Genomic DNA, 21,739 nt, shown 5'->3' on the forward strand with positions numbered 1-21,739 from the left:
GGTCGCCGGACCTAGCGGGGGCGCCTCGCCGCCACAAGCCGCCGCCGCAGCGCCAGCGCGTAGATGATCGCGGCGATCCCTGCGAACAGGAACCACTGCACCGCATAGGCCAAATGGTTGTTGGGCACCGCCGACAGGTCCGCCGCCGAGTTCGCGGCAAGGCCGGGAAGCGGCGTGTCGGCGACGATCATCAGCGCCTTTGGCGTGTGATCGAAGATGCCGGCGATCAGCGGCCGGTGATCGGGGGCGTGAGTGACGTAGCCGCTCACCGGCCCGCCGCGCCAGACGGGTTTTGCGCCCGGATCGGTCGCGACGCCGACCTGGACCCAGAAGCCGGGGCCTTCCGCGCCAGTGCGGCACTGCGCGATCTGGCGCCAGCCGGTGCGCCCCTTCGCGTCGCGGCCGGACTGCGCTTCCCACCGAACGGGTTCGAGGCAGATTGCGCTCGCCTTGCGAAAGAGCACGCGGTCGTCGGGGAACTGCGGAAGCGCGATCGCAGGCAGCGCCTCATTGTGCGCATAGACTGCGAGCAGCGCTTCCTTCTCTTGGAGTCGCTGCAACTGCCAGAAGCCGAGCGCGATCATTGCCGCGACGGCGAGCGTCACGACGACCGTCGGGATGAGGGGGATTCGCTTCATCGCGGCTCGATCCGCCCTTCACGCGCGGCGTTGCGATACTCCAGCGCGATCAGCCAGCCCTTGGCGAGCCGCAGCGAAGCGACGACGCCCACGAGCGTCACCGGAATCCAGATAAGCATGTGCAGCCACAGCGGCGGGTGGAGGGTGAGTTCGACGGTAATCGCCAGGATCACCACGATCGTGCCGAGGATGAGCGTAAGAAACGCCGCCGGTCCGTCGCCGACGTTGAAGGTGGAGAAATCGAGCCCGCAGGCACGGCAGCGATCGGCGAAGCGGATCGGGCCGGCGAACAGGGTCGGCGCACCGCAGCGCGGGCACACGCCCTTCAGCCCGGAATCGATGGGGCGCGGTGCTGACACCAGCACCGCGCCCCGTTCACTCTCGGCAGTGGGATCGGTCAACCGGCGTGGACCGGTGCGCCCCAGCCGCCCCAGACGTAGATGCTGACAAACAGGAACAGCCACACCACGTCGACGAAGTGCCAGTACCAGGCCGCCGCCTCGAAGCCGAAATGCTGCTTCGGGGTGAAGTCGCCCTTGTAGGTGCGGATCAGCGTCACGATCAGGAAGATCGTCCCGATCAGCACGTGGAAGCCGTGAAACCCCGTCGCCATGAAGAACGACGCGCCGTAGTTCAGTCCCTTGAAGGGGAAGGGCGCGTGGGCGTATTCATAAGCCTGGATCGAGGTGAACAGCACGCCGAGCACGATCGTCAGCCACAGGCCCTTTAGCACGCCGTCGCGGTTCCCGACGCCCAGCAGGCCCCACAGCCCGGTCTTCTCGCCGCCGCGCTGCCCGTGAATTAGCGCATGGTGCGCCCAGGTCACGGTCGTGCCGCTGGTCAGCAGGATGAGCGTGTTGAGCAGCGGAAATTCGAAGGCGTTGATGACCTCCAGCCCCTTGGGCGGCCACTGCGCGGCGATGGCTGCCGCACCTTCGGCGGCGCGCTCGACCTGCCCGTCGACGAAGCTCATCGCGGTCGGGAACAGCGAGAAGTCGAAGAACGCCCAGAACCAGCCGACGAAGAACATCACCTCGGAGGCGATGAACAGGATCATCCCGTAGCGAAAATGCAGCTGGACGACGGGCGTGTGATCGCCGGCATGCGCCTCGCGGATCACCTGGTGCCACCAGCCCCACATGGTGAAGAGGACGGCGGCAAGCCCGATCAGGAACACCCAGCCGCCATGCGCCGCCGAATGCATATACATGATCCCGCCCGCTGCCATGATGAGCGCGGAGAAGGCGCCGATGATCGGCCAGGGGCTTGGTGGCAGGATATGGTAGTCGTGGGTCTTGGCGCCGGCCATCATCTCATCCCTGTAGGTTCGGTTCTTTGCGCTTGCTCTAGCTTGCGGCTTTCCCGGAATCCACCGGGTAAAATGTGTAGCTGAGCGTGATCGTCTGGACGTCGCGCGTATCCGGATCGGTCGCGATCTTCGGATCGACGAAGAAGATCACCGGCATCCTCGCGGTCTCGCCGGGTTTCAGCGTCTGCTGGGTGAAACAGAAACACTGGATCTTGGTGAAATACTTGCCGGCCTGCGCCGGGGTGACGTTGTAGGTCGCACTGCCCGTGATCGGATGGTCGCTGAGGTTGGTCGCGGTGAAGAACGCCATGTCGCGCGCGCCGACGTCGATCGTGTCGGATTTCAGTTCGGGGGCAAATTTCCACGGCAGTTTCGGGCTGACGTTCGCGTCGAAATCGATGCGGACCCTGTCGTTGATCGCACCGGGCGCCTGCGTCCCGCGCTGGGTGGTGCCGTTGAGTCCGGTCGCCTGGCAGAACAGCCGGTAGAGCGGCACGCTGGCGGCGGACAGGCCGGTCATGACGCCGAGGCACGCCATCAGGAAGAGCACCGTCTTCGCCTTGCCGGTAATCCGCATCATGCCATGCCTGCGCGAATCTTGGCGATGGTGATCGCGAAGACGAGGACGACGAGCGCGCCGAGCAGCAGCGCGAGGATGAGCGCGCGGCTCTTCTGGCGCTGGCGGATCAGGTCCTGCCGTTCGCGATCGTCGTTCACCGTCATGCCAGCACCCACCGATCGACGACGAGCGCGCCGAAGATCACGAAAAGATAGAGGATCGAATATTTGAACAGCGTCTTTTCTGGCTTCATCGTGTCGTCGACCTGCGTCGTGCGAACCGCCACGCGAGCCGCATGGAAGCCGAAGATCGCGGTCGTCACGACTGCGACCAGCCCGTAGATCGCGCCGGTGAAGCCCAGCGGCCAGGGCGCGACGGCCGCGGCCGCCATCGGAATGGTGTAAAGGCCGATCTGCTGGCGCGTCACGCGCTCGCCGGCGACGACCGGCAGCATCGGAATGCCGGCATTGGCGTAGTCGGTCTTCACGAACAGCGACAGCGCCCAGAAGTGCGGCGGGGTCCACAGGAAGATGATCGCAAACAGAAGTACCGGCATGAGCGTGACGTCGCCTGTCGCCGCGGCCCAGCCGAGCAGCGGCGGAAACGCGCCCGCCGCGCCGCCGATGACGATATTCTGCGGCGTCCGCGGCTTCAGCCAGGCCGTATAGACGACGACGTAGAACAGGATCGAGATCGCGAGGATCAGCGCGGAAACGAGATTGACCGCCAGCCCCATCAGAATGACCGAAAAGACGCTGAGCCCGACGCCGAAATGGAGCGCCGCCTGCCGGTCCATGCGCCCGGCCGGAAGCGGGCGCCTGGCGGTGCGGCGCATCTGCGCGTCCAGGTCCGCTTCATACCATTGGTTGAGCGCCCCAGAGGCTCCCGCACCGAGCGCAATGCACAGGATCGCGGTGAAGCCGATGACCGGATCGAGGTGCACCGGCGCCGCCAGCATCCCGCACAGTGCGGTGAAGACGACGAGCGTCATCACCCGCGGCTTCGTCAGCGCCAGGAAGTCGCGCCAGTCGGCCGGCAGCGTCGCGGTATCGGGGAGCAGCGTCTCGGTGGTCATGGTCGCGGCCGCCTATATCGGCTGTCCGCCGCGGAAGAAAGGGCGCACGGTTGCGGACGTCAGGCGATTGTCGCTAGGCCGGTGCGATGACCGACGAGGACGATACTCCGCGCACTGCTTTCCGCTGGATCCGCGAACATCTGAGCGTGTTCATCGGGGTGCTGGGGTTGTTAGCGTGGTTCGTCATGCTGTGGCTGATGTTCGGAGATGTGCTGTAGCGCCTGTTGTGCTCCCGCCTTCGTGGGGACACATAAAATGTGACGACCTTCTACCCGCTGACCAGCCGCGCGATGTCGATCATGCCGCGCGCTGCCGACAGTCCCGGCGGCGTCGCGACGAAGCGCGGCACCCAATCCGGCCCGAACTTCTCCTTGAACGCGCGAAGCCCCGCAAAGCCATAAAGTCGCTCGCCATTGTCGAACAGCAGATGCCCGATCCGCGCCCAGATCGGCGCGAGCGGCCCGGCGCGCAGCCCCGACAGCGGCGCCATTCCGAGGTTGAACCGCGCGAACCCTTGCGTCCGCGCCCACTCGATCAGCCGCACGATCATCATGTCCATCGTGCCATAGGGCGCATCGTTCACATGGCGCATGAGGTCGATAGAAGCCTCCGTCCCGTCGCCAGAACGCCAGATATTGGCGAAGGCGACGATGCGGTTGCCGACCCGAACGACCGCCATGTCGAAGTGCGCGAGATAGCCGGCGTCGAACGCACCGAGGCTGAAGCGCTTCTCGCGGCCGTGCCGGTCGCCGAGCCATTCGTCGGAAATCGCGCGGAGTTCCGCCATCATCGGCGGCATTTCGGCGGCCGATACGATGGAGAAGACCGCGCCTGCCGCATCGCACCGCCGGATCGCGTGCCGCAGCGGCTTCGCGCGCGGGCCGGCCAGCGTGAAGCGGGTGAGATCGACGCGCGCCTCCTCGCCATATTTCATCGGCTGGAGGCCAAGGTCGACAAACAGCGGCAGCATCGCCTCGCTCGCCTGGAACACGCAGATCCGGCCGCGCTCGCCATGCGCGCGCCGCCTTAGTGCCCAGAGAAGCTCGTCCCACGCCGCGCGCGGGCCGACGGGGTCGCCCATCACGATCCAGCTGCGCCCCTGCACGCGGTACATCAGGAACGCGTCATGGGCAGCTGACAGCAGGAAGCGCTTGTCGCCGGTAAGCGCCAGATTCGCATCGCTGCGCGGCGAGCGCGCGAACGCCGCCTGCGCCACGTCGTCGGGCAGAATGTCGGCGATGGCGCGCGGCCGGTGCGCGGCGAGCAGGTGCCAGAGCGCGGTCGCGGCAAGGAGCACGCCCGCGCCGAAACTCGCGCGCAGGAAGCGTGGCGCATTCCCTTTAAGGGCAAACCGCCACCATAAGTCATCGGAATAGGGGATGCGCTTATAGGCGAAGAACCCAGCCCATACGCTCATCGCGATCGCGGCGGCGGCGGCGGCGATCCAGCGCCAGTCGGGCGGATCGGTGAACACGCCGCCGCGCCGGGTGAAGGCCGGCCGGGCATATTGCAGCACCGCAAGGATGGCCGCGATCAGCAGCGCTTCTTCCCAATCGAAGCCCTTGGCAAGCGAGAAGACGATGCCGCCCGCGAGCATCAGCCGCGCGGTATCGAAGCCACTGCGCAGTCGTGCCCGCAGGGCGGGTGCGACGAGCAGCAGAGCTGTGCCGACAAGGCTCCCGGCGAGATGCGACCCTTCGATGAAGGGCAGGGGCAGCAGCTCGTCGAGCGCACTCAGGCGACCCTTCACACCCGGCAACGCGCCGGAGACGAGCAGGATCAGCCCGCCGGTGAAGACCAGCACCGTGACGGCCGTCGGCGCAAATCCGCGCGCGGTGCGCTGGACGAAGCCGAGCCCGCGCGCGATCGGGTGGCGCAGGCGATACCCTTCCGCGACCAGCACGCCACTCGCCGCGAGGAGGAGCGGCAGGATGTAGTAGATGAGCCGATACAGGAGGAGCGCCGCGAAGACGTCCGGCCGATCGCCGGGGACCGAGGCGATCATTACCGCCTCGAACACGCCGACCCCGCCCGGCACATGGCTGACGAGCGCGATGACGATCGCGAGGGCGTAGGCGAACAGGAAAGCGGGAAAGAGCGCCGGCGAGAGATCGGGGACGAGCACGAACAGCGCGGCGGACGCCGCGGCCAGATCGACCAGCGCGACGATGGCGAGGGTTGCCTGGCGGGGAAGCGTCGGGATCGGCAGGTCGAAGTTGAGAGCGGCGATGCGCTTCATCCCCATCGCCCGTGCGAGCGGCAGGCCCGCGAGGAGGGCGGCGAGCGCCAGCCCCATCAGCCGCGCCGCATCGGCGGTGAAATCCTGCCCCAGCACGGTGACGCCGCCACCGCCCGCCAGCAGTGCGAGGGCCGCGACCCCGCCGACGCCGATCCAGAAAGTGATCGACGCGATCAGGACGACCTGCCCCGTCTCGGCAAGGCTGAGCCCCGCGCCGCGGTAGATGCGCAGTCGCGCCGACCCCCCGGTCAGCAGCGAAAGGCCGAGATTGTGGCTGAGCGTATAGCTGGTGAACGACGCGACCGCGGCGGTGCGCCACGGCAATCGGCGACCGATCGTGCTGAGCGCGATGACGTCGTAGAACGTCAGCGCGAGATAGCTGAGCGCCGTCAACACGAAGGCAAGGGCGATCCGCGCCGGCGGGATCTGCGCTAGGCTGGCCCGCACATCCTTCAGGTGCACGCTCAGCAGCACGCGGTGGAGCGCGAGAAAGCCGAGCGTGCCGATGAGCGCGACGAGCGCGAGGGTCAGGATGCGCCGGTTGCGCCGGGCAAAGCCGGCCAACCGCGCGGCGGGCGTGCTCACCCCACGCGCCGCCATGTCTGCGACTTGCAGAACAAGTGGCCCATCAGGCACCCGGCGATGGTCAGCGTGTCGGGGGTGGTCAGCCGGATGTGTGACGGAAAGGTCCGCCCCATGTCGGGCACATAGACCCGTCCCGACCACTCGCCGCCGCCCGCTGCGCGATAGCCTTGCAGCAACTGCATGCCGACGAGCCGTTGCACTCCGGCGTCGCGCGCATCGGACTGCGCGGTCGAATCGGCCCAGACGATCGCGCCGCAGAGCGTCGACGGCCCGCAGGCGTGGGTTTCGACTTCCAGCGTATGGCGCGGATTGGCCCAGCGACCGATCGGCGGCGTGCTGTCGGGCACGGGAACCGCGGCGACGATCGCCGTCGCGGCGATCGGCAGGGCGAGCAGGGGTGATAGGCGTTTCATGACGGGGTCCGGCTGGATTGGATGACGCCGCGCAGCGCGCCGAGGACGTGCCCGACCAGGCTGGCGTCGTCATGGCCGAGGAAATGCCCGCCCGGCATCGCGACGATGGTCGCATTGGGCAGGCGGAGGAGCGGGCACAGGCTGTCTGGTTCGGCCTTGCCGTAGATGCAGGTCAGCGGTGCCCAGGTAATGGTGCGCGCAGTCGTCGTCGCGATCGAATCGGGAGCGGCGCGATAGGCGAGGCCGGACGGGTCGGCGCGGAAATACACGCTTTGCCCGGGCACAACGAGGACGATCGCGGCCACCTTTGCGCGCAGGTCGGCGGGAAAGTCGGCGAGGCCCGTCTGCAGGATGTCGCTGCCATAGGACTGGCCGATCAGCACCAGTCGCGCGGCGCCCGTCTGCGCAAGCGCGCGCCGCGCGCTGTCGGCGACGATCGCGTCGATCTCCGCACGGGTCTTGCGCGTGCGAAAGGCGGTGGAGGAACTGACGCCGAGTATGGGGATGCCGTGTTCGGCCAGCGCCCGCGTCGTCGGCGGCCCCATGCCGAAACGGAGGCCCATGTCGCCGCTGAAATAGAGCGCGGCGAGCCGGGTCTTGGGGCCGTCGGCGGCGAGCAGATGATAGGCGTCGGCGTCGAAGAAACCGCCGGCCCAGGCGGTGACCGCGATCGCCAGCGCAACGGCGGCGGCCGCAAGGCCGAACGGACGGAGACGACGGGGGCGGGGGCGAGGCATCCCCGCGGTCTATGCGCGCAGCGTTGACGCGATGATGGCGGCGCGATGACGAAGCTGTCACGCCCCCGGGGAGAGGGCGTGGGGGGGGCGGGGCGGGACGTGCCTGAAGCCCCTCGTCACCCCGGCCCCCGAGCCGGGGTCCCGCTTTTTTAAGGGGCGGATAAGTGGTCAAAATGGAAGGAAGAAAGCGGTCGGCAGAGCGCTTTCTTCCTCCCTTTATCCGCCCGTTGGTTTCGAGCGTAGTCGAGAAACGTTTCCAAGCGCTGTCCAGCGTTTCTCGACTTCGCTCGAAACGAACGGAGGTAGTGATTCCAGCCAGCCCTTTTCGTTCGAAGAAAAGAAACGCCCCGGCGGCAGCCGGGGCGTTTCTTTTTGGCCGGGCCGACACCGGCGTTAATCCGGTGTCGTCGAACGGGGCGATGCCCCGCCGGCCTGCCGTTCGCGTGCCCTTGCGGGCAGCGCCGCGCAGCGTGCGCGACGCACTCCGGCTCAATCGATCCGCGGCAGCGTCTCGAACTGGTGATAGGGCGGCGGCGAGGACAGCGTCCACTCCAGCGTCGTCGCGCCGTCGCCCCAGGGGTTGTCGTCCGCCTTCTTGCCCGCCAGCAGCGACCAGATCAGGTTGACGAAGAAGATCGCCATGCCCGCGGCCATGATCATGTAGCCGATCGTCGCGATCCCGTTCCAGTGCGCATAGGCGTCCGGATAATCCGGATAGCGGCGCGGCATGCCCTGCAGCCCCAGGAAGTGCATCGGGAAGAACATCACGTTCACGCCGATGAAGAACACCCAGAAGTGCAGCTGGCCGAGCAGCTCGTTATACATCCGCCCCGACATTTTCGGGAACCAGTAGTAGAAGCCGGCGAAGAGGCTGAACACTGCGCCCAGCGACAACACATAGTGGAAGTGCGCCACGACGTAATAGGTGTCCTGCATGTAATCGTCGACGCCGCCATTGGCGAGGACGACCCCCGTCACGCCGCCGACGGTGAACATGAAGATGAAGCCGATCGCCCAGACCATCGGGGTCTTGAACGTCATCGACCCGCCCCACATCGTCGCGATCCATGAGAAGATCTTGATGCCGGTCGGCACCGCGATGACCATCGTCGCCGCGGTGAAATACATCTTGGTGTTCACGCTGAGGCCGGTGGTGAACATGTGGTGCGCCCACACGACGAACCCGACCACACCGATCGCGACCATCGCATAGGCCATGCCGAGATAGCCGAACACGGGCTTGCGGCTGAACGTCGAGATGATCTGGCTGACGATGCCGAAGCCCGGCAGGATCATGATGTACACTTCGGGATGGCCGAAGAACCAGAACAGATGCTGGTAGAGCACCGGATCGCCGCCGCCGGCCGGATCGAAGAAGGTCGTCCCGAAATTGCGGTCGGTCAGCAGCATCGTGATCGCCGCGGCGAGCACCGGCAGCGCGAGCAGCAGCAGGAAGGCGGTGACCAGCACCGACCACACGAACAGCGGCATCTTGTGCAGCGTCATGCCCGGCGCGCGCATGTTGAAGATCGTGGTGATGAAGTTGATCGCGCCCAGGATCGACGACGCGCCCGCGAGGTGAAGCGACAGGATCGCCATGTCGGTCGACGGTCCCGGCTCGCCATAGGTGGAGAGCGGCGCGTAGAGCGTCCAGCCATTGCCCGCGCCGCCGAAGAACGGTGAGGCAAGGAGCAGCGAGAAGGACGGGATCAGCAGCCAGAAGCTGATGTTGTTCATCCGCGGGAAGGCCATGTCGGGCGCGCCGATCATTATCGGCACGAACCAGTTGCCGAACCCGCCGATCATCGCCGGCATCACCATGAAGAACACCATGATGAGCCCGTGCGCGGTGATCAGCACGTTCCACAAATGGAGCGACTGGTCGAGGCTCTGCGGCCCGCCGTGGAGCAGGCTCGCCCATGTGCCGAGATACTGGATGCCGGGGTGCGCCAGCTCGGCGCGCATCAGCCCCGAGATCGACCCGCCGATGATCCCCGCGACGATCGCGAAGATCAGGTACAGCGTGCCGATATCCTTGTGGTTGGTCGACATGAACCAGCGCGCGAAGAAGCCGGGCTTGTGGTCCGCGTCGTGATGCGCGTGGGCGTCGTCATGCGCCTGGAACGCGGACGGGTGGAGGGCGGTATCGGTCATCTTAACGTCCTGCGTCGCCGGTCGCGGCCGGATTGGCGGTCGCACCTTGCGTGGAAGTGGCTGGGGTCACGGTTGCGTTCTCGACCGGACCCGCGGCGTTGTCGGCGGTGGCGGCTTCGGCCTGCGCCGTCGCGCTGCCCGCGGCACCCGGCTGCGGGATGACCTTGTCGGATGGCTTGACGCTACCCGGCATCGACCCGCCCTTTGCCTTCACCCAGGCGGCGAACTCGGCCGGGGGCACCGCCTCGACCGCGATCGGCATATAGGCGTGGCGCGCGCCGCACAGCTCGGAGCACTGGCCAAAATAGAGGCCCGGCTTCTCGATCGTGAAGCTCGTCTCGTTCAGGCGGCCGGGGATTGCGTCGAGCTTGATCCAGAAGGCGGGGACCGCCCAGCTGTGGATCACGTCATTGGCGGTGGTGATCAGGCGGATCGGCACGCCGACGGGCAGCACGACGCGGTTGTCGGCGGCGAGCAGGCGCGGGCCGTCGGCATCGGTGCGATAACGCTCGCCGGGGGCAACCTCGTTCTTTTCCTTCAGCAGGTTCGCGGTGATCTCGATCCCGCCATTGTCGGGATACTGATAGGACCAGAACCACTGGTTGCCGATCGCCTTCAGCGTGACGGCCCCAGCGGGCGCCGGCTTGAACTGCGCGGAGAGCAGCCCGATCGAGGGGATCGCGATCAGGACGAGAATGACCACCGGCGCCAGCGTCCAGATGATCTCGATCGCGGTGTTGTGGCTGGTCTTCGACGGCACCGGGTTTGCGGCGCGGCGGAAGCGGATCATCGCGTAGATCAGCAGCGCGAGCACGAACAGCGAGATGACGGTGATCAGCGGCACGAGGATCACGTCATGGAAGTGATGCGCGCGCTGGCCGTTCTTGGTCACCTGCGGCTGGAGCCCGAAGAGCCCGTCGGTCGGCTGGCCGATCATCGGCTTCACCGTCATCGCGGGCGCGCCGTCCATCGCCAGTTCGGGCGAGGCGGGTTGTGCGGTCGCCGGCGCACCGGCGCTGGCCGGCGCGACATTGGACGTGTTCGCAGGGGCGGAGGCCGCCTGCGGTGCAGGTGCCGCCTGGGGCGTTTGCGGCGCGGCGGCGCCCGCCTGGCCGATGCCGGCAAGCATCAGCCCCGCCGCCAGCATCATCGACTTCAACCCGTTTCTCACCATCGTCCGTCGTCACCCTCTTCTAGACGGTCGCCCGAGCCACGCCCGTGCGCGAGGCCCATGCGCGAGGCTTTGCCCCCTTTTAAACAGTGGGCCTATACGCAGGGGGAGCGCCGCGCCGCAAGCGGGCGGCCGCGGTTTTTTGGCAGGTGCCGCGTTGCAGACCGCCGATTGCGCTCCTATGCGGCCTCCAGGATCGCCCGCGCGGGCGCTGCCGAGACCCGGAGGAGATCGCCAATGACCGACGAGGAGGTTCTGGCCGAGTTCCGCGGCGCCGATGCGCTGCTGGAGGGGCATTTCATCCTGTCGTCGGGGCTGCACTCCTCCCGCTACCTGCAGTGCGCGCGCGTGTTGATGGACCCGGCACGCGGCGCCCGACTCGCATCCGCGCTCGTCGAGCGAATCCCGGGCGACCTGCGCGCACGGATCAGCGCGGTCGTCTCTCCGGCGATGGGCGGGATCATCGCCGGCCACGAAATGGCGCGGGCATTGCGCGTCGAGGCGATGTTCGTCGAGCGTCCCACCGGCACCTTCGAACTGCGCCGCGGCTTCCGGCTCGCGCCGGGCCAGGAGGTGCTGATGATGGAGGATGTCGTCACCACGGGACTGTCGAGCCGCGAGGCGATCAGGGCGATCGAGGACGCGGGCGGGCGCGTGATCGCGGCGGGGGCGCTGGTGGATCGATCGAACGGGTCGGCCGATCTCGGCGTGCCGTTCTTCTCGCTCATCCGCCTCGACGTGCCGACCTATGCGGCCGATGCGCTGCCCGCAGCCCTGACGGCGATCCCCGCGACCAAGCCGGGGAGCAGAGCCGCGTGAGCCCCTTTACCGGGCGCGCCATCGGCCTCGCCTTCGCGACGCTGTGGCTTCTGCTGGGGGCCGGGGCCCTGCCGCTTCCTTGGCGCTATGTGGTCGGCGGGCTTGGCGTGGCTGCGATCATCGCGCTCGTAATCCGCGCTTGGCGAATGAATGAGCGGCGGACGGGGCTCTTCCGGATGGGGCGCTATCGGCTTTCGGTCGCGCTGGAGTTCGGCGCTATCGCGTTTACGAGCTATCTGCTCATGAAAACGGGATCGGGCGGATATCTCATTCCTGCGGTCGGCGTGATTGTCGGGCTCCATTTCATCGGCCTGTGGTGGGCTGGTGGCGGCATTCAGTATCTCCAGCTCGCCGGCTTGATGACGGTCATCGACTCTTTCGCGCTGCTGCTTCCGCCCGGCAGCGCGTCGATGCAGGCGGTGGCAGGGCTTGGGTCTGCCGCCGCCCTTGCGGGAATTGCCGGCACGGGCGCGCGCCGATGACCCGTCCCCTGCGCCTCGGCGTCAACATCGATCACGTCGCGACCGTGCGCAACGCGCGCGGGAGCGGCTATCCCGATCCGGTGCGCGCGGCCTTGCTGGCGGCGGATGCGGGCGCGGACGGCATCACCGCGCATCTGCGTGAGGATCGCCGCCACATCACCGACGACGATATCGCGCGGCTTTCGGCCAAACTGACGATACCGCTGAACCTGGAGATGGCGGCGACCGACGAGATGCTGGGTATTGCGCTGCGCCATCGTCCCCACGCGGCGTGCATCGTCCCCGAAAAGCGCGAGGAGCGGACGACCGAAGGCGGGCTGGATGCCGCCGGCCAGCACAACCATCTCGCACCGATGGTCACGGCCCTGGGTGAGGTCGGCATCCGCGTCTCGCTGTTCATCGAACCCGATGCGCGCCAGATCGATGCCGCGGTGCGCCTCGGCGCGCCCGTCGTCGAACTCCACACCGGCCGCTATGCCGAACTCGACGGACCAGCGCGGGCCGACGAATTGCGCCGGATTGCCGATGCCGCAGCGCTTGCGACCAAGAACGGCATCGAGGTCCACGCCGGCCATGGCCTGACCTATGACAATGTCGGCCCGATCGCCGCTATCCCGCAGGTGCGCGAACTGAACATCGGCCATTTCCTGATCGGTGAGGCGATCTTTTCCGGGCTTGGTGACGCGGTGCGCCGGATGCGCGAAGAAATGGACGCGGCGCGGTGATCCTCGGCCTCGGCTCCGATCTGTGCAATATCGAGCGAATTCAGGCGTCTCTCGATCGTTTCGGCGATCGCTTCGAAACCCGCGTCTTCACCGATGTCGAGCGTGCGAAGGCCTCGCGGCGCCCCTTCACCAAGGCGGGCACCCTCGCCAAGCGTTTCGCCGCCAAGGAGGCGTTTTCGAAAGCGGTGGGCACCGGTTTCCGGCGCGGCGTTTTCATGAAGGACATCGGCGTCGTCAACGCGCCCTCCGGCGCGCCGACGCTCGCGCTGACGGGCGGGGCCAAGGCAAGGCTTGACGCCATGATACCGGCGGGCCACGTCGGACGCGTGCATTTGACCATGACCGACGATCATCCCTGGGCGCAGGCCCTTGTCGTGATCGAGGCGGTCCGTTCCGAAGAGTAGCCGATGCCCGAGGAGTTGAGTTTGCGCAGCGAGCGTGCCACCGATCGCACGGTGATGAAGAAGCGCGGCAGCGGTTTCTGGTCGGAGGTGAAGGGGATTTTCTGGCTGCTGCTGGCCGTCCTCGGCTTCCACAGTTTCATCGCCAAGCCCTTCTACATCCCCAGCGAATCGATGCTGCCGGGGCTGGAGGTCGGCGACCGGCTGGTCGTCAGCAAGTTCGCTTATGGCTGGTCGTTCGTCTCGCCGACGATCCCCAACCCGGCCGCAATCGTGCGCGACCTGCTGCTCCACGAGCCGCAGGACAGCTGGACGGTGCAGTTCCCCTTCAGCAAGGGGCGCATTTTCGGGCATATCCCGGTGCGCGGCGATGTCGTCATCGTCACCCCGCCGGGCACCAACAGCGATTACATCAAGCGGGTCATCGGCCTGCCGGGCGATACGCTCGCGGTGCGCGGGGGCACGGTGTATCTGAACGCGAAGCCAGTGCAACGCGGGGCGCTCCATTACGAGAACCTGCCGATCGATTCGAACGCGACCTGCGATCCCGATCAATATCCGGGCGCGCGGCTCAGGCTGCCGGGCGGGACGAACGTCTGTCACCTGCCGATCGTTACCGAGACGCTGCCCAATGGCCGGCGCTACGACACGGTCGAGCTCGGCTACAGCCAGGGTGACAATTACGGGCCGGTGAAGATCCCCGCGAACCATGTCTTCCTGATGGGCGACAATCGCGATCGGTCGGCGGACAGCCGCTTTCCGCTCGGCGGGTTCGACCGCGGCCTCGGCGGCCCGGTGCCGTGGGAGAATCTCGGCGGGCGCGCGGAGTTCATCACCTTCAGCCTTGACGGCGATGCGACGTGGAACCCGCTGACCTGGTGGGGATCGCTGCGCTCGGGCCGCGCCGGCACCTCGCTCCATCCTGTAGTCGCGAAGTGAGCGATCAACCCTTGACCGTCGTCGGCGGCGCGAGCCCGCACGAGGTGCGCGACCCTGCGACCCGGCGCGAGATCAAGCGGGCGGCGGTGTGGCTCGGCATGGCCTGCGGCATCGCGCTCGTCGTGCTGCTGGTGCAGCCGCTGCTCATCATTTTCGCCGGGCTCGTCTTTGCGGCGATGCTCGACGGCGGGGTGCGCCTGCTCGGGCGGGTGCTGCCGATCGGGCGGGGATGGCGGCTGCTGATCGTCTGCCTGCTGACGATCATATTCCTCGTCACGACCTTCTACGTCGCTGGCGTCCAGATCACCGAACAGGTCATGCAGCTGCGCTCGACCGTCGAGGTGCAGGCGCTGCGCCTGACGACCTGGCTCACCCAGCAGGGGATGATGCCCGGCGCATCGGACCTGAGCGGGCTGGCGCGTCAGGCGCTGTCCTCGGTCGGGCGGGTCACGTCGTGGGTCGGAACGGCGCTCGGCGCGCTGACGACGATGTTCATGATCCTCGTCATCGGGCTGTTCGTGGCGATGGACCCCAAGGTCTATGACCGCGGCCTCCAGTGGATGGTCCCGCAGGACAACCGGCGCGAGTTCGCGATCACCGTGCAGCGGATGGGCAAGACCCTGCGGCGGCTGCTCGCGGGCCGGCTGATCGGCATGGCGATCGAGGGCGTGTTCGTCGGCATTTCGCTCGCCTTTGCCGGGGTGCCGATGTCGCTCATCCTCGGCATCCTCACCGGGCTGCTTGCCTTCATCCCGAATATCGGGGCGTTCGTGTCGGGCGCGCTGACCATTGCGGTCGGTTTTTCGGCGGGGATGCACACCGGCTTCTGGGCGATCGGCATCTATGTCGCGGTCCAGCTGATCGACGGCTATATCGTCATCCCGATGGTCGCCAAGCGCACCGTCGATCTGCCCCCGGCGCTGACGCTCGGCGCCCAGATCCTCGCCAGCGCGCTCTTCGGCATCCTCGGGCTCGCGCTCGCCGATCCGATGACCGCGATGATCAAGACCGCGATGGAACGCCGGTCGGAGAATGTGGACGGCGCGGACGAGGCTTTGCCGGACCGCGCATGACGGACATCGTTCTCCACGATTACTGGCGCTCGTCCGCCGCCTACCGCGTCCGCATCGCACTGAATCTCAAGGGCGTCGCCTATCGCAGCGTTCCCGTGAACCTCGTCGCCGGCGAACAGGGCGCCGGTGCGAACCGCGCCATCAATCCGCAGGGCCTCGTCCCGACGCTCGTCGTCGACGGCGTGCCGCTCACGCAGAGCCTCGCGATCATCGACTGGCTCGACGCCAACTTCCCCGATCCGCCGATGGTGTCGAAGGATGCGACGACGCGCAGCCGCCAGCTCGCCCGCGCGCTGGTGATCGCGGCCGATATCCACCCGATCGACAATCTGCGCGTGCTGAAACGGCTCGAATCGCAGTTCGGCGCGGATCAGGCGGCGAAGGACGACTGGTATCGCCACTGGGTGACCGAGGGCCTCGCTGCGCTCGAGGCGATGGCGGGCGAGGGGCCGTTTCTGGGTGGCGCCACGCCCGATATCTCCGACGTATGCCTGGTCCCGCAACTCTACAATGCGCGCCGGTTCGAAGTGGACCTTTCCTCGTATCCGAAGCTGCTGGCGGCGGATGCCGCGGCTGGCGAAATGTCGGCGTTCCGGCGCGCGCGCCCGGACGCCGTGAAACCGGGGTAATATCGAAAAACGATAAACAGCTTTTCGTAATTCGATAAATGTGCAATCACCCGCTCCTAAGGGAGAAGGGTGATGACGGACGGCGGACGGGTGATCGGAATCGCCGACCGGGTCGTGCGAGTCCTCGCGGTCCTCAACATCGTCTGCGCACTTGGCTTCGCGCTCGCCATCGCGGCGACCTTTCCCTTCGCGGCGCAGATCATCGCCCGGATCGCGGCGAAATATCACGACGCGGTCGATGCGCACCGCGTGCTCTGGGGAATCCGGGGGTTCATGGTGCTCGGCATCATCGTGGCGGTGCCGGCGGCGGCCATCTTTTCCGCCATGCGCGCCATGCTGGCGACGACGCGGGCGGGCGACCCCTTCGTTGCGGTCAATGGCGAGCGGCTGGCGCGCATCGGCTGGGCGCTGCTCACGATCCAGCTGCTCGATCTCTGCTTCGGCAGCATCACCTTATGGATCGCGCACCTCGGTGCGGATGTAGGATCTTGGTCGCCGTCGATCGGCGGCTGGCTGTCGGTCTTCGTCGCATTTGTGCTCGCGCGCATCTTCGCCGTCGGCGCTGCGATGCGCGACGATCTGGCGGGGACGGTCTGATGCCGGTCCGGGTGCATCTGGACGATTTGCTCCACGCGCGGCGGATGACGCTGACCGATCTGGCGCAAGCCGTCGATATCACGCTTGCCAACCTGTCGATCCTGAAGACCGGCAAGGCGAAAGCAATCCGTTTCTCGACGCTGGAGGCGATCTGCCGGGTGCTGGAATGTCAGCCGGGGGATTTGCTGGCGTTCATCGATGAAGAAGGGGGTGGGGAATGATCAAGGCGTTCTTTGGCAATTGGGGCGGCGCGTTTCGCGATGCGTGGCGCTTCGCCGCTGCGTTGCCGCTCGTGTTCGCGGCGATGATCACCATCGAGTTCGCGCAGCACTGCGTCGAGGTGAAGCTCGGTTTCTTCTCGCCCGATAGCGCGGTGCGCAAGGCCGCCGCGATGGAGCCGCTGCGCATGGCATTCGGCTGGCCAAAGATGCTGATCGTCTATGCGCTGGGGTTCGTCGCGATCCGGTATTTCGTCACGGGCGATCGTCGCGAGGCGCTGCGTCCGTCGGCGCATGCGGTCGGGCGCTATGCGTGGGTGGCGGGGTATCAGCTCATCATCGCCGCGATCGTCATCTACGCGGCCCCGATCCTCGGGCTGTTCGGTGTCGGCGAAAGCGGCGTCATGCCGCTGCGGCTCACGGTATCGTTGATCCAGCAATTGGCCGAGCCGCTGCTGTTCCTGTGGTTCGTCAATGCTGCAATGGGAACGAATGCCTACGGGCCGCTGGCATCGGCGCGCGTGACGCGCTGGTTCTATGTCTGGGGGCTGTTGCTGATGTTCGTGGCGCGCTTCCCTTTCGGCGGGGTGCATCAGTTGCTCAACCGCTGGCCCGCCGGCAAGCCGTCCACGATCCTGTGGCCGGCGCTCGCGATCGACGCCGTTGTGGTCGCGATCATGGTCACGGTTCTCGCCGCGATCCAGGTGCGTATCGCGCGGTATATCGCGGATCGGCGCGGGGTGCCGCTGCTGGGAGACGCAGCATCGCGTGACGTGATCGGCGGCACGGTGCGGGCGGCGTAAAGAAAAAGGGCGGCCCCATCGCCGGGGTCGCCCTTTTCTTGAAGCGGCCGTCATGGGAGTGAATCCCATGACGTGAAACGCGGAAGGAAACTTCCGCGTTCGCCGGCCCTTCGACTGCCTGCCAAGGCAGGCGCTCAGGACAGGCCTTGCCGGAGTGCGGGCCAACGTGGCCCGTCTCTCCCGCTGCGGCTTACTTCAGCTCGACGGTCGCGCCGGCTTCTTCAAGCTGCTTCTTGACCTTCTCGGCCTCGTCCTTGTTCACGCCTTCCTTGACGGCCTTCGGCGCGCCCTCGACGAGAGCCTTCGCTTCGGTCAGGCCCAGGCCGGTGATCGCGCGGACTTCCTTGATGACGTTGATCTTCTTGCCGCCGTCGCCGGTCAGGATCACGTCGAACTCGGTCTTCTCTTCGGCTGCCGGTGCGCCGCCGCCGGCGCCGCCCGCTGCCGGAGCCGCCGCGACCGCTGCTGCGGCCGAAACGCCCCACTTCTCTTCGAGCATCTTCGAAAGCTCGGCCGCCTCGAGGACGGTCAGTTCGCTCAGGCTGTCAACCAGCGCGTTCAGGTCTGCCATGTGTATTCTCCAGTTTCGGGCACGCGGCCCGTTATTTCATCGAAAGTAATGCCTGAGGATCAGGCCGCTTCCTTCTCCGCATAGGCGGAAAGGACGCGCGCGATCTGTGCCGCGGGTGCCTGCGTGATCGTTGCGATCTTCGTGGCGGGTGCCACGAGGAGGCCGACGATCTTGGCGCGCAGTTCATCCAGCGACGGCAGCGTGGCGAGCGCCTTCACGCCCTCCACGTCGAGCGCGGTTGCGCCCATCGCCCCGCCGACGATCTCGAACTTGTCGGTCGTCTTGGCGAAGTCGACGGCCACCTTGGCGGCCGCGACGGGGTCGATGGAACTGGCGAGACCGACCGGGCCGGTGAGCATGTCGCCCAGCGAACCATAGTCGGTGCCGTCCAGCGCGATCCTGGCAAGCTTGTTCTTCGAGACCTTGTACGCCGCTCCGGCCTCGCGCATCTTCGTCCTCAGCTGCGTCGATTGCGCGACGGTGAGACCGAGGTTGCGGGTGACGACCACCACGCCGACCTCGGAGAAGGTCTGCTTGAGCTCGGCGACGGCTGCGGCCTTCTGACCACGATCCATGCCATTCTCCACATTTGAGCGTATCCGCGAACGGACACGCCCGGTTACAATCCGCCCGGCACTTGCGTGTCGAACAGCTGTCCAGCGATGGGGAATGGGAAAACTGGCGCGTCGTAACGCGACAGACCGGGCGCGGCGCTGGGCCGAGCCGGAAAATCCGTGTCCCCGTCTCGGCGAGAAATCAAGCACCGCAAATCCGGTGCACTCGCTGTCTCGGACGGTTGCCCGAAAGGCAAGGCCTGTCGGACGACGGCGTGCCCATAGCGGAATGGGCGCGAAGGTCAACTCCAGTGGCGTTGTATCCCCGCGAAGGCGGGGATCCAGTCTGGGCTCCCGCCTTCGCGGGAGCACACTATCGCGCCGGTGCATCGAGCATCGAGTCCCTGAACCGTAACGCTCCCGTCACGGCTCCGTCCCCGAAACGCCATCGCCCCGCAACCTGCCGAAGCCAAACCCGCGCTCAGCCAATCGGCCATTCCCGGGGGAAAATCCATGAAGACGCCAACCGCACCGACGTGCCTGTTCCACGACGGCGATATCGATACCAATCTCAGCAGCAACCCGCACATCTCGGACCTGATTGGTGCGCGCTACTCGCGTCGCCAGACGCTTGGCGGCGGCGTGGGCGCAATGACCGCTGCGGTGTTCGGCAGCGCGCTGCTCGCCGGCTGCAACGAGGATGGCGGCGGTTCGGGCGCGCAGGTCTTCGTGCCCGCAGGATCGTCGGTCGCGACGACATCCGGCAAGACGGTCACGCTCAATTCCACCGCGACCAATGCCACCAGCTTTTCCTGGACGCAGATCAGTGGTCCGACGGTGGCGCTCACCGGCGCCAACACCACGAGCGCGTCGTTCCAGGCGCCGGCGGTCACGTCCGCGCAGACGCTGGTCTTCCAGTTCACCGGCACCGGCGCCGGCGGCAAGACCGGGCAGACCCAGACGACGGTCACGGTTTCCCCGGCCACGCTCGACTTCTCGGCAGTATCGAAAAGCCTCGCCGACGTCGTCACGGTACCGTCGGGCTATAACGTGACCGTCCTCTACCGGCTCGGCGATCCGATCGCGAACGGCGTCGCCGCCTATGCCAACAACGGCACCGACACGACCTTTTCGAAGCGTGCGGGCGATCACCATGACGGCATGAGCTATTTCGGCCTCGCCGCGTCGGGCGCCGGCTTCGATGTCACGAACAACACGCGCGGTCTGCTCGTCCTCAACCACGAGAACATCAACCAGCCCTATCTCCACACGAACGGCGCGACGACGACGGGCGGCGTGCGGCCCGAGGCGGAAGCGTTGAAGGAGATCGAGTGCCACGGCGTCTCGGTGGTCGAGATCAGCAAGGCGAGCGGCACCTGGGCGTATGCCCAGGCCTCGACCTTCAACCGCCGCATCACCCCGCTCACGCCGATGGCGTTCAGCGGCCCGGTGAAGGGCAACGCCGCGCTCAAAACGCTCTATTCGACGACCGGCACCGCCGGGCGCGGCACGATCAACAACTGCGCCAACGGCACCATGCCCTGGGGCAGCTACCTGACCAACGAGGAGAACTGGGCCGGCTATTTCCGCCGTGTCACCGGCGACGTCGCGGCCCGCGGTACCAGCACGACCAAGGCCAATGTCAGCCTCGCGCGCTACGGCATTCCCGAAAACCGGGCGGGCAATTACGGCTGGGCAACGGTGACCCCCGCCGATGCAAACGACACCAGTTACCGCCGCTGGAACATCAGCGTCGATGCAACCAAAGCCGCCGATGGCACTGGCGACTTCCGCAACGAGGCGTTCCAGTTCGGCTGGGTGGTGGAGATCGATCCGTTCGACCCTGCTTCGACCCCGCGCAAGCGCACCGCGCTCGGCCGGATGAACCATGAGGGCTGCCAGTGCGGCCGCACGATCGCGGGGGTGAAGCCCGCCTTCTACATGGGCGACGACGCGCAGAACGAATATATCTACAAGTTCGTGTCGAACGTGGCGTGGTCGGCAGCGGATGCCAACCCCTCGAACCGCCTTGCGACCGGCGACAAATATCTCGACGCGGGGACGCTCTACGTCGCGAAGTTCAACGCCGATGGCTCGGGCCAGTGGCTCCCGCTCGTCTTCGGCCAGGGTCCGCTGACCGCGGCCAACGCGAGCTACGCCTTTGCGGATCAGGCCGACGTGCTCATCAACGCCCGCCTCGCGGCGGACGCGCTCGGCGCGACGCGGATGGACCGGCCTGAATGGACCGCCGTCAACCCGGTTACCGGCGAGATGTATTGCACGCTCACCAACAACTCCTCGCGCACTCCGATCGGTGGCGCGAACCCCACCGACACCGCGAACCCGCGTGCCTATGTCGATGCCAAGGTGACCAGCGGATCGACGAGCGGCAACGCCAACGGCCACATCATCCGCCTGCGTGAAGCGGGCGACACGACCGAGGCAACCGCCTTCACCTGGGACATCTACGCCTTCGGTGCACGCTCGACCGCGAATGCCACCAACGTCAACCTGTCAGGCCTCGACGCGACGAACGACTTCTCGTCGCCCGATGGCCTGTGGTTCGGCATTCCGAGCAACACCACCGGCAACGGCACGCCCGTCCTGTGGATCGAGACCGACGACGGCGCCTATACCGATGTCACCAACTGTATGCTGCTGGCGGCGATTCCCGGCAATGTCGGCGACGGCGGCACGAAGACGGTGACCAACACGATCGGCGCGCTCAGTGGCTCGCAGTCCACCCGCGTCGGCAAGGCACCCGGCGCGTCGCTCAAGCGCTTCCTCGTCGGGCCGAAGGAGTGCGAGATCACCGGCATCACGACGACCCCGGACGGCACCGCGCTGTTCGTCAACATCCAGCATCCGGGCGAGAACGGCAATCCGGCGAACATCACCTCGAACTGGCCCGACAGCCAGACGAGCACCACCGCGAAAGCCCGCCCGCGCTCGGCGACGATCGTGATTACCAAGGCGGACGGCGGGATCGTGGGGATTTGATCCGCTAGAATCCTCCCCTGAAAGGGGAGGGGGACCATGCGAAGCATG

The 21,739-nt window shown here is 66.8% G+C and carries 25 protein-coding genes; 12 read left to right on the forward strand and 13 right to left on the reverse strand.

All coding sequences use genetic code 11. From position 1 onward, the window contains the following. Positions 1-11 precede the first annotated feature (11 nt). From BOS5A_RS14605 to BOS5A_RS14630, 6 genes are read right to left on the reverse strand one after another with little or no spacing between them, the layout of a single operon-like run. Complete coding sequence (locus tag BOS5A_RS14605; RefSeq protein WP_151955635.1) at positions 12-638, reverse strand: SURF1 family protein; 627 nt, start codon at positions 636-638, stop codon at positions 12-14. After that, positions 635-1,039, reverse strand: coding sequence for a DUF983 domain-containing protein (locus tag BOS5A_RS14610; protein WP_442800519.1), 405 nt, complete (start codon positions 1,037-1,039; stop codon positions 635-637). Before BOS5A_RS14610 ends, BOS5A_RS14605 begins: the two co-directional genes overlap by 4 nt. After that, positions 1,036-1,947: a cytochrome c oxidase subunit 3 gene (locus tag BOS5A_RS14615; protein ID WP_151955636.1), complete on the reverse strand. Its 912-nt coding sequence runs from the start codon at positions 1,945-1,947 to the stop codon at positions 1,036-1,038. Before BOS5A_RS14615 ends, BOS5A_RS14610 begins: the two co-directional genes overlap by 4 nt. A gap of 37 nt (positions 1,948-1,984) precedes the next feature. Further along, positions 1,985-2,524, reverse strand: a complete 540-nt coding sequence (locus BOS5A_RS14620; RefSeq protein ID WP_151956019.1) for a cytochrome c oxidase assembly protein — start codon at positions 2,522-2,524, stop codon at positions 1,985-1,987. Next, on the reverse strand, positions 2,524-2,670 hold the full coding sequence (locus tag BOS5A_RS14625; RefSeq protein WP_199857386.1) for a hypothetical protein: 147 nt from the start codon (positions 2,668-2,670) through the stop codon (positions 2,524-2,526). The genes BOS5A_RS14620 and BOS5A_RS14625 overlap by 1 nt, the downstream gene beginning before the upstream one ends. After that, positions 2,667-3,581, reverse strand: coding sequence for a heme o synthase (locus tag BOS5A_RS14630; protein WP_151955637.1), 915 nt, complete (start codon positions 3,579-3,581; stop codon positions 2,667-2,669). The genes BOS5A_RS14625 and BOS5A_RS14630 overlap by 4 nt, the downstream gene beginning before the upstream one ends. An 86-nt stretch (positions 3,582-3,667) precedes the next feature. Here BOS5A_RS14630 and BOS5A_RS16230 point away from each other — a divergent pair, with 86 nt between their 5' ends. Continuing rightward, on the forward strand, positions 3,668-3,799 hold the full coding sequence (locus BOS5A_RS16230) for a hypothetical protein (protein ID WP_267903857.1): 132 nt from the start codon (positions 3,668-3,670) through the stop codon (positions 3,797-3,799). A 50-nt stretch (positions 3,800-3,849) separates the two neighbouring features. Here BOS5A_RS16230 and mprF read toward each other — a convergent pair whose 3' ends face one another. The 5 genes from mprF to coxB all read right to left on the reverse strand — a co-directional run bounded on the left by mprF (position 3,850) and on the right by coxB (position 10,859). Continuing rightward, entirely contained in the window at positions 3,850-6,405 is a 2,556-nt protein-coding gene (gene mprF, locus BOS5A_RS14635) for a bifunctional lysylphosphatidylglycerol flippase/synthetase MprF (protein ID WP_234419350.1), read from the reverse strand. Further along, the gene (locus BOS5A_RS14640) at positions 6,402-6,818 is read right to left on the reverse strand and encodes a DUF2147 domain-containing protein (protein ID WP_151955639.1); all 417 of its coding nucleotides are present in this window, start codon (positions 6,816-6,818) and stop codon (positions 6,402-6,404) included. The genes mprF and BOS5A_RS14640 overlap by 4 nt, the downstream gene beginning before the upstream one ends. After that, positions 6,815-7,555, reverse strand: coding sequence for an AcvB/VirJ family lysyl-phosphatidylglycerol hydrolase (locus BOS5A_RS14645; RefSeq protein WP_151955640.1), 741 nt, complete (start codon positions 7,553-7,555; stop codon positions 6,815-6,817). Before BOS5A_RS14645 ends, BOS5A_RS14640 begins: the two co-directional genes overlap by 4 nt. A gap of 489 nt (positions 7,556-8,044) precedes the next feature. Further along, a complete protein-coding gene (ctaD, locus tag BOS5A_RS14650; RefSeq protein ID WP_151955641.1) occupies positions 8,045-9,709 on the reverse strand; it encodes a cytochrome c oxidase subunit I in 1,665 nt (554 codons plus the stop codon). Between the two features lies 1 nt (position 9,710). Further along, on the reverse strand, positions 9,711-10,859 hold the full coding sequence (gene coxB / locus BOS5A_RS14655; RefSeq protein ID WP_234419436.1) for a cytochrome c oxidase subunit II: 1,149 nt from the start codon (positions 10,857-10,859) through the stop codon (positions 9,711-9,713). Positions 10,860-11,117: 258 nt separating this feature from the next. Between coxB and pyrE the strand changes: the two genes are divergently transcribed. The 10 genes from pyrE to BOS5A_RS14705 all read left to right on the forward strand — a co-directional run bounded on the left by pyrE (position 11,118) and on the right by BOS5A_RS14705 (position 17,566). After that, on the forward strand, positions 11,118-11,699 hold the full coding sequence (gene pyrE / locus BOS5A_RS14660; RefSeq protein ID WP_151955643.1) for an orotate phosphoribosyltransferase: 582 nt from the start codon (positions 11,118-11,120) through the stop codon (positions 11,697-11,699). Further along, positions 11,696-12,181 (forward strand): hypothetical protein, encoded by a 486-nt coding sequence (locus BOS5A_RS14665; RefSeq protein WP_151955644.1) that lies wholly within the window; start codon positions 11,696-11,698, stop codon positions 12,179-12,181. Before pyrE ends, BOS5A_RS14665 begins: the two co-directional genes overlap by 4 nt. Further along, positions 12,178-12,906 carry a pyridoxine 5'-phosphate synthase gene (locus tag BOS5A_RS14670; protein WP_151955645.1) on the forward strand — a complete coding sequence of 243 codons (729 nt, stop codon included), beginning with the start codon at positions 12,178-12,180 and terminating at the stop codon, positions 12,904-12,906. Before BOS5A_RS14665 ends, BOS5A_RS14670 begins: the two co-directional genes overlap by 4 nt. Continuing rightward, positions 12,903-13,310, forward strand: a complete 408-nt coding sequence (acpS, locus tag BOS5A_RS14675; protein ID WP_151955646.1) for a holo-ACP synthase — start codon at positions 12,903-12,905, stop codon at positions 13,308-13,310. The genes BOS5A_RS14670 and acpS overlap by 4 nt, the downstream gene beginning before the upstream one ends. Before the next feature lie 3 nt (positions 13,311-13,313). Further along, a complete protein-coding gene (lepB, locus tag BOS5A_RS14680) occupies positions 13,314-14,246 on the forward strand; it encodes a signal peptidase I (protein ID WP_151955647.1) in 933 nt (310 codons plus the stop codon). Beyond that, complete coding sequence (locus BOS5A_RS14685; protein ID WP_151955648.1) at positions 14,243-15,319, forward strand: AI-2E family transporter; 1,077 nt, start codon at positions 14,243-14,245, stop codon at positions 15,317-15,319. The genes lepB and BOS5A_RS14685 overlap by 4 nt, the downstream gene beginning before the upstream one ends. Next, a complete protein-coding gene (maiA, locus tag BOS5A_RS14690) occupies positions 15,316-15,948 on the forward strand; it encodes a maleylacetoacetate isomerase (protein WP_151955649.1) in 633 nt (210 codons plus the stop codon). The genes BOS5A_RS14685 and maiA overlap by 4 nt, the downstream gene beginning before the upstream one ends. 72 nt (positions 15,949-16,020) lie before the next feature. Next, positions 16,021-16,545 (forward strand): DUF2975 domain-containing protein, encoded by a 525-nt coding sequence (locus BOS5A_RS14695; RefSeq protein ID WP_151955650.1) that lies wholly within the window; start codon positions 16,021-16,023, stop codon positions 16,543-16,545. Next, positions 16,545-16,766, forward strand: coding sequence for a helix-turn-helix domain-containing protein (locus tag BOS5A_RS14700; protein WP_151955651.1), 222 nt, complete (start codon positions 16,545-16,547; stop codon positions 16,764-16,766). Before BOS5A_RS14695 ends, BOS5A_RS14700 begins: the two co-directional genes overlap by 1 nt. Next, positions 16,763-17,566 (forward strand): hypothetical protein, encoded by an 804-nt coding sequence (locus BOS5A_RS14705; protein WP_151955652.1) that lies wholly within the window; start codon positions 16,763-16,765, stop codon positions 17,564-17,566. The genes BOS5A_RS14700 and BOS5A_RS14705 overlap by 4 nt, the downstream gene beginning before the upstream one ends. A gap of 190 nt (positions 17,567-17,756) precedes the next feature. Here BOS5A_RS14705 and rplL read toward each other — a convergent pair whose 3' ends face one another. Both rplL and rplJ read right to left on the reverse strand, forming a co-directional pair. Next, positions 17,757-18,137 (reverse strand): 50S ribosomal protein L7/L12, encoded by a 381-nt coding sequence (gene rplL, locus BOS5A_RS14710; RefSeq protein ID WP_151955653.1) that lies wholly within the window; start codon positions 18,135-18,137, stop codon positions 17,757-17,759. Positions 18,138-18,196: 59 nt separating this feature from the next. Then, a complete protein-coding gene (gene rplJ / locus BOS5A_RS14715) occupies positions 18,197-18,712 on the reverse strand; it encodes a 50S ribosomal protein L10 (RefSeq protein WP_151955654.1) in 516 nt (171 codons plus the stop codon). A 492-nt stretch (positions 18,713-19,204) separates the two neighbouring features. Between rplJ and BOS5A_RS14720 the strand changes: the two genes are divergently transcribed. Further along, on the forward strand, positions 19,205-21,691 hold the full coding sequence (locus tag BOS5A_RS14720; protein ID WP_151955655.1) for a PhoX family protein: 2,487 nt from the start codon (positions 19,205-19,207) through the stop codon (positions 21,689-21,691). The last annotated feature ends 48 nt before the right edge of the window (positions 21,692-21,739 follow it).

It is taken from the genome of Sphingomonas sp. EC-HK361 (assembly GCF_902498785.1).
Classification (GTDB): Bacteria; Pseudomonadota; Alphaproteobacteria; order Sphingomonadales; family Sphingomonadaceae; genus Sphingomonas.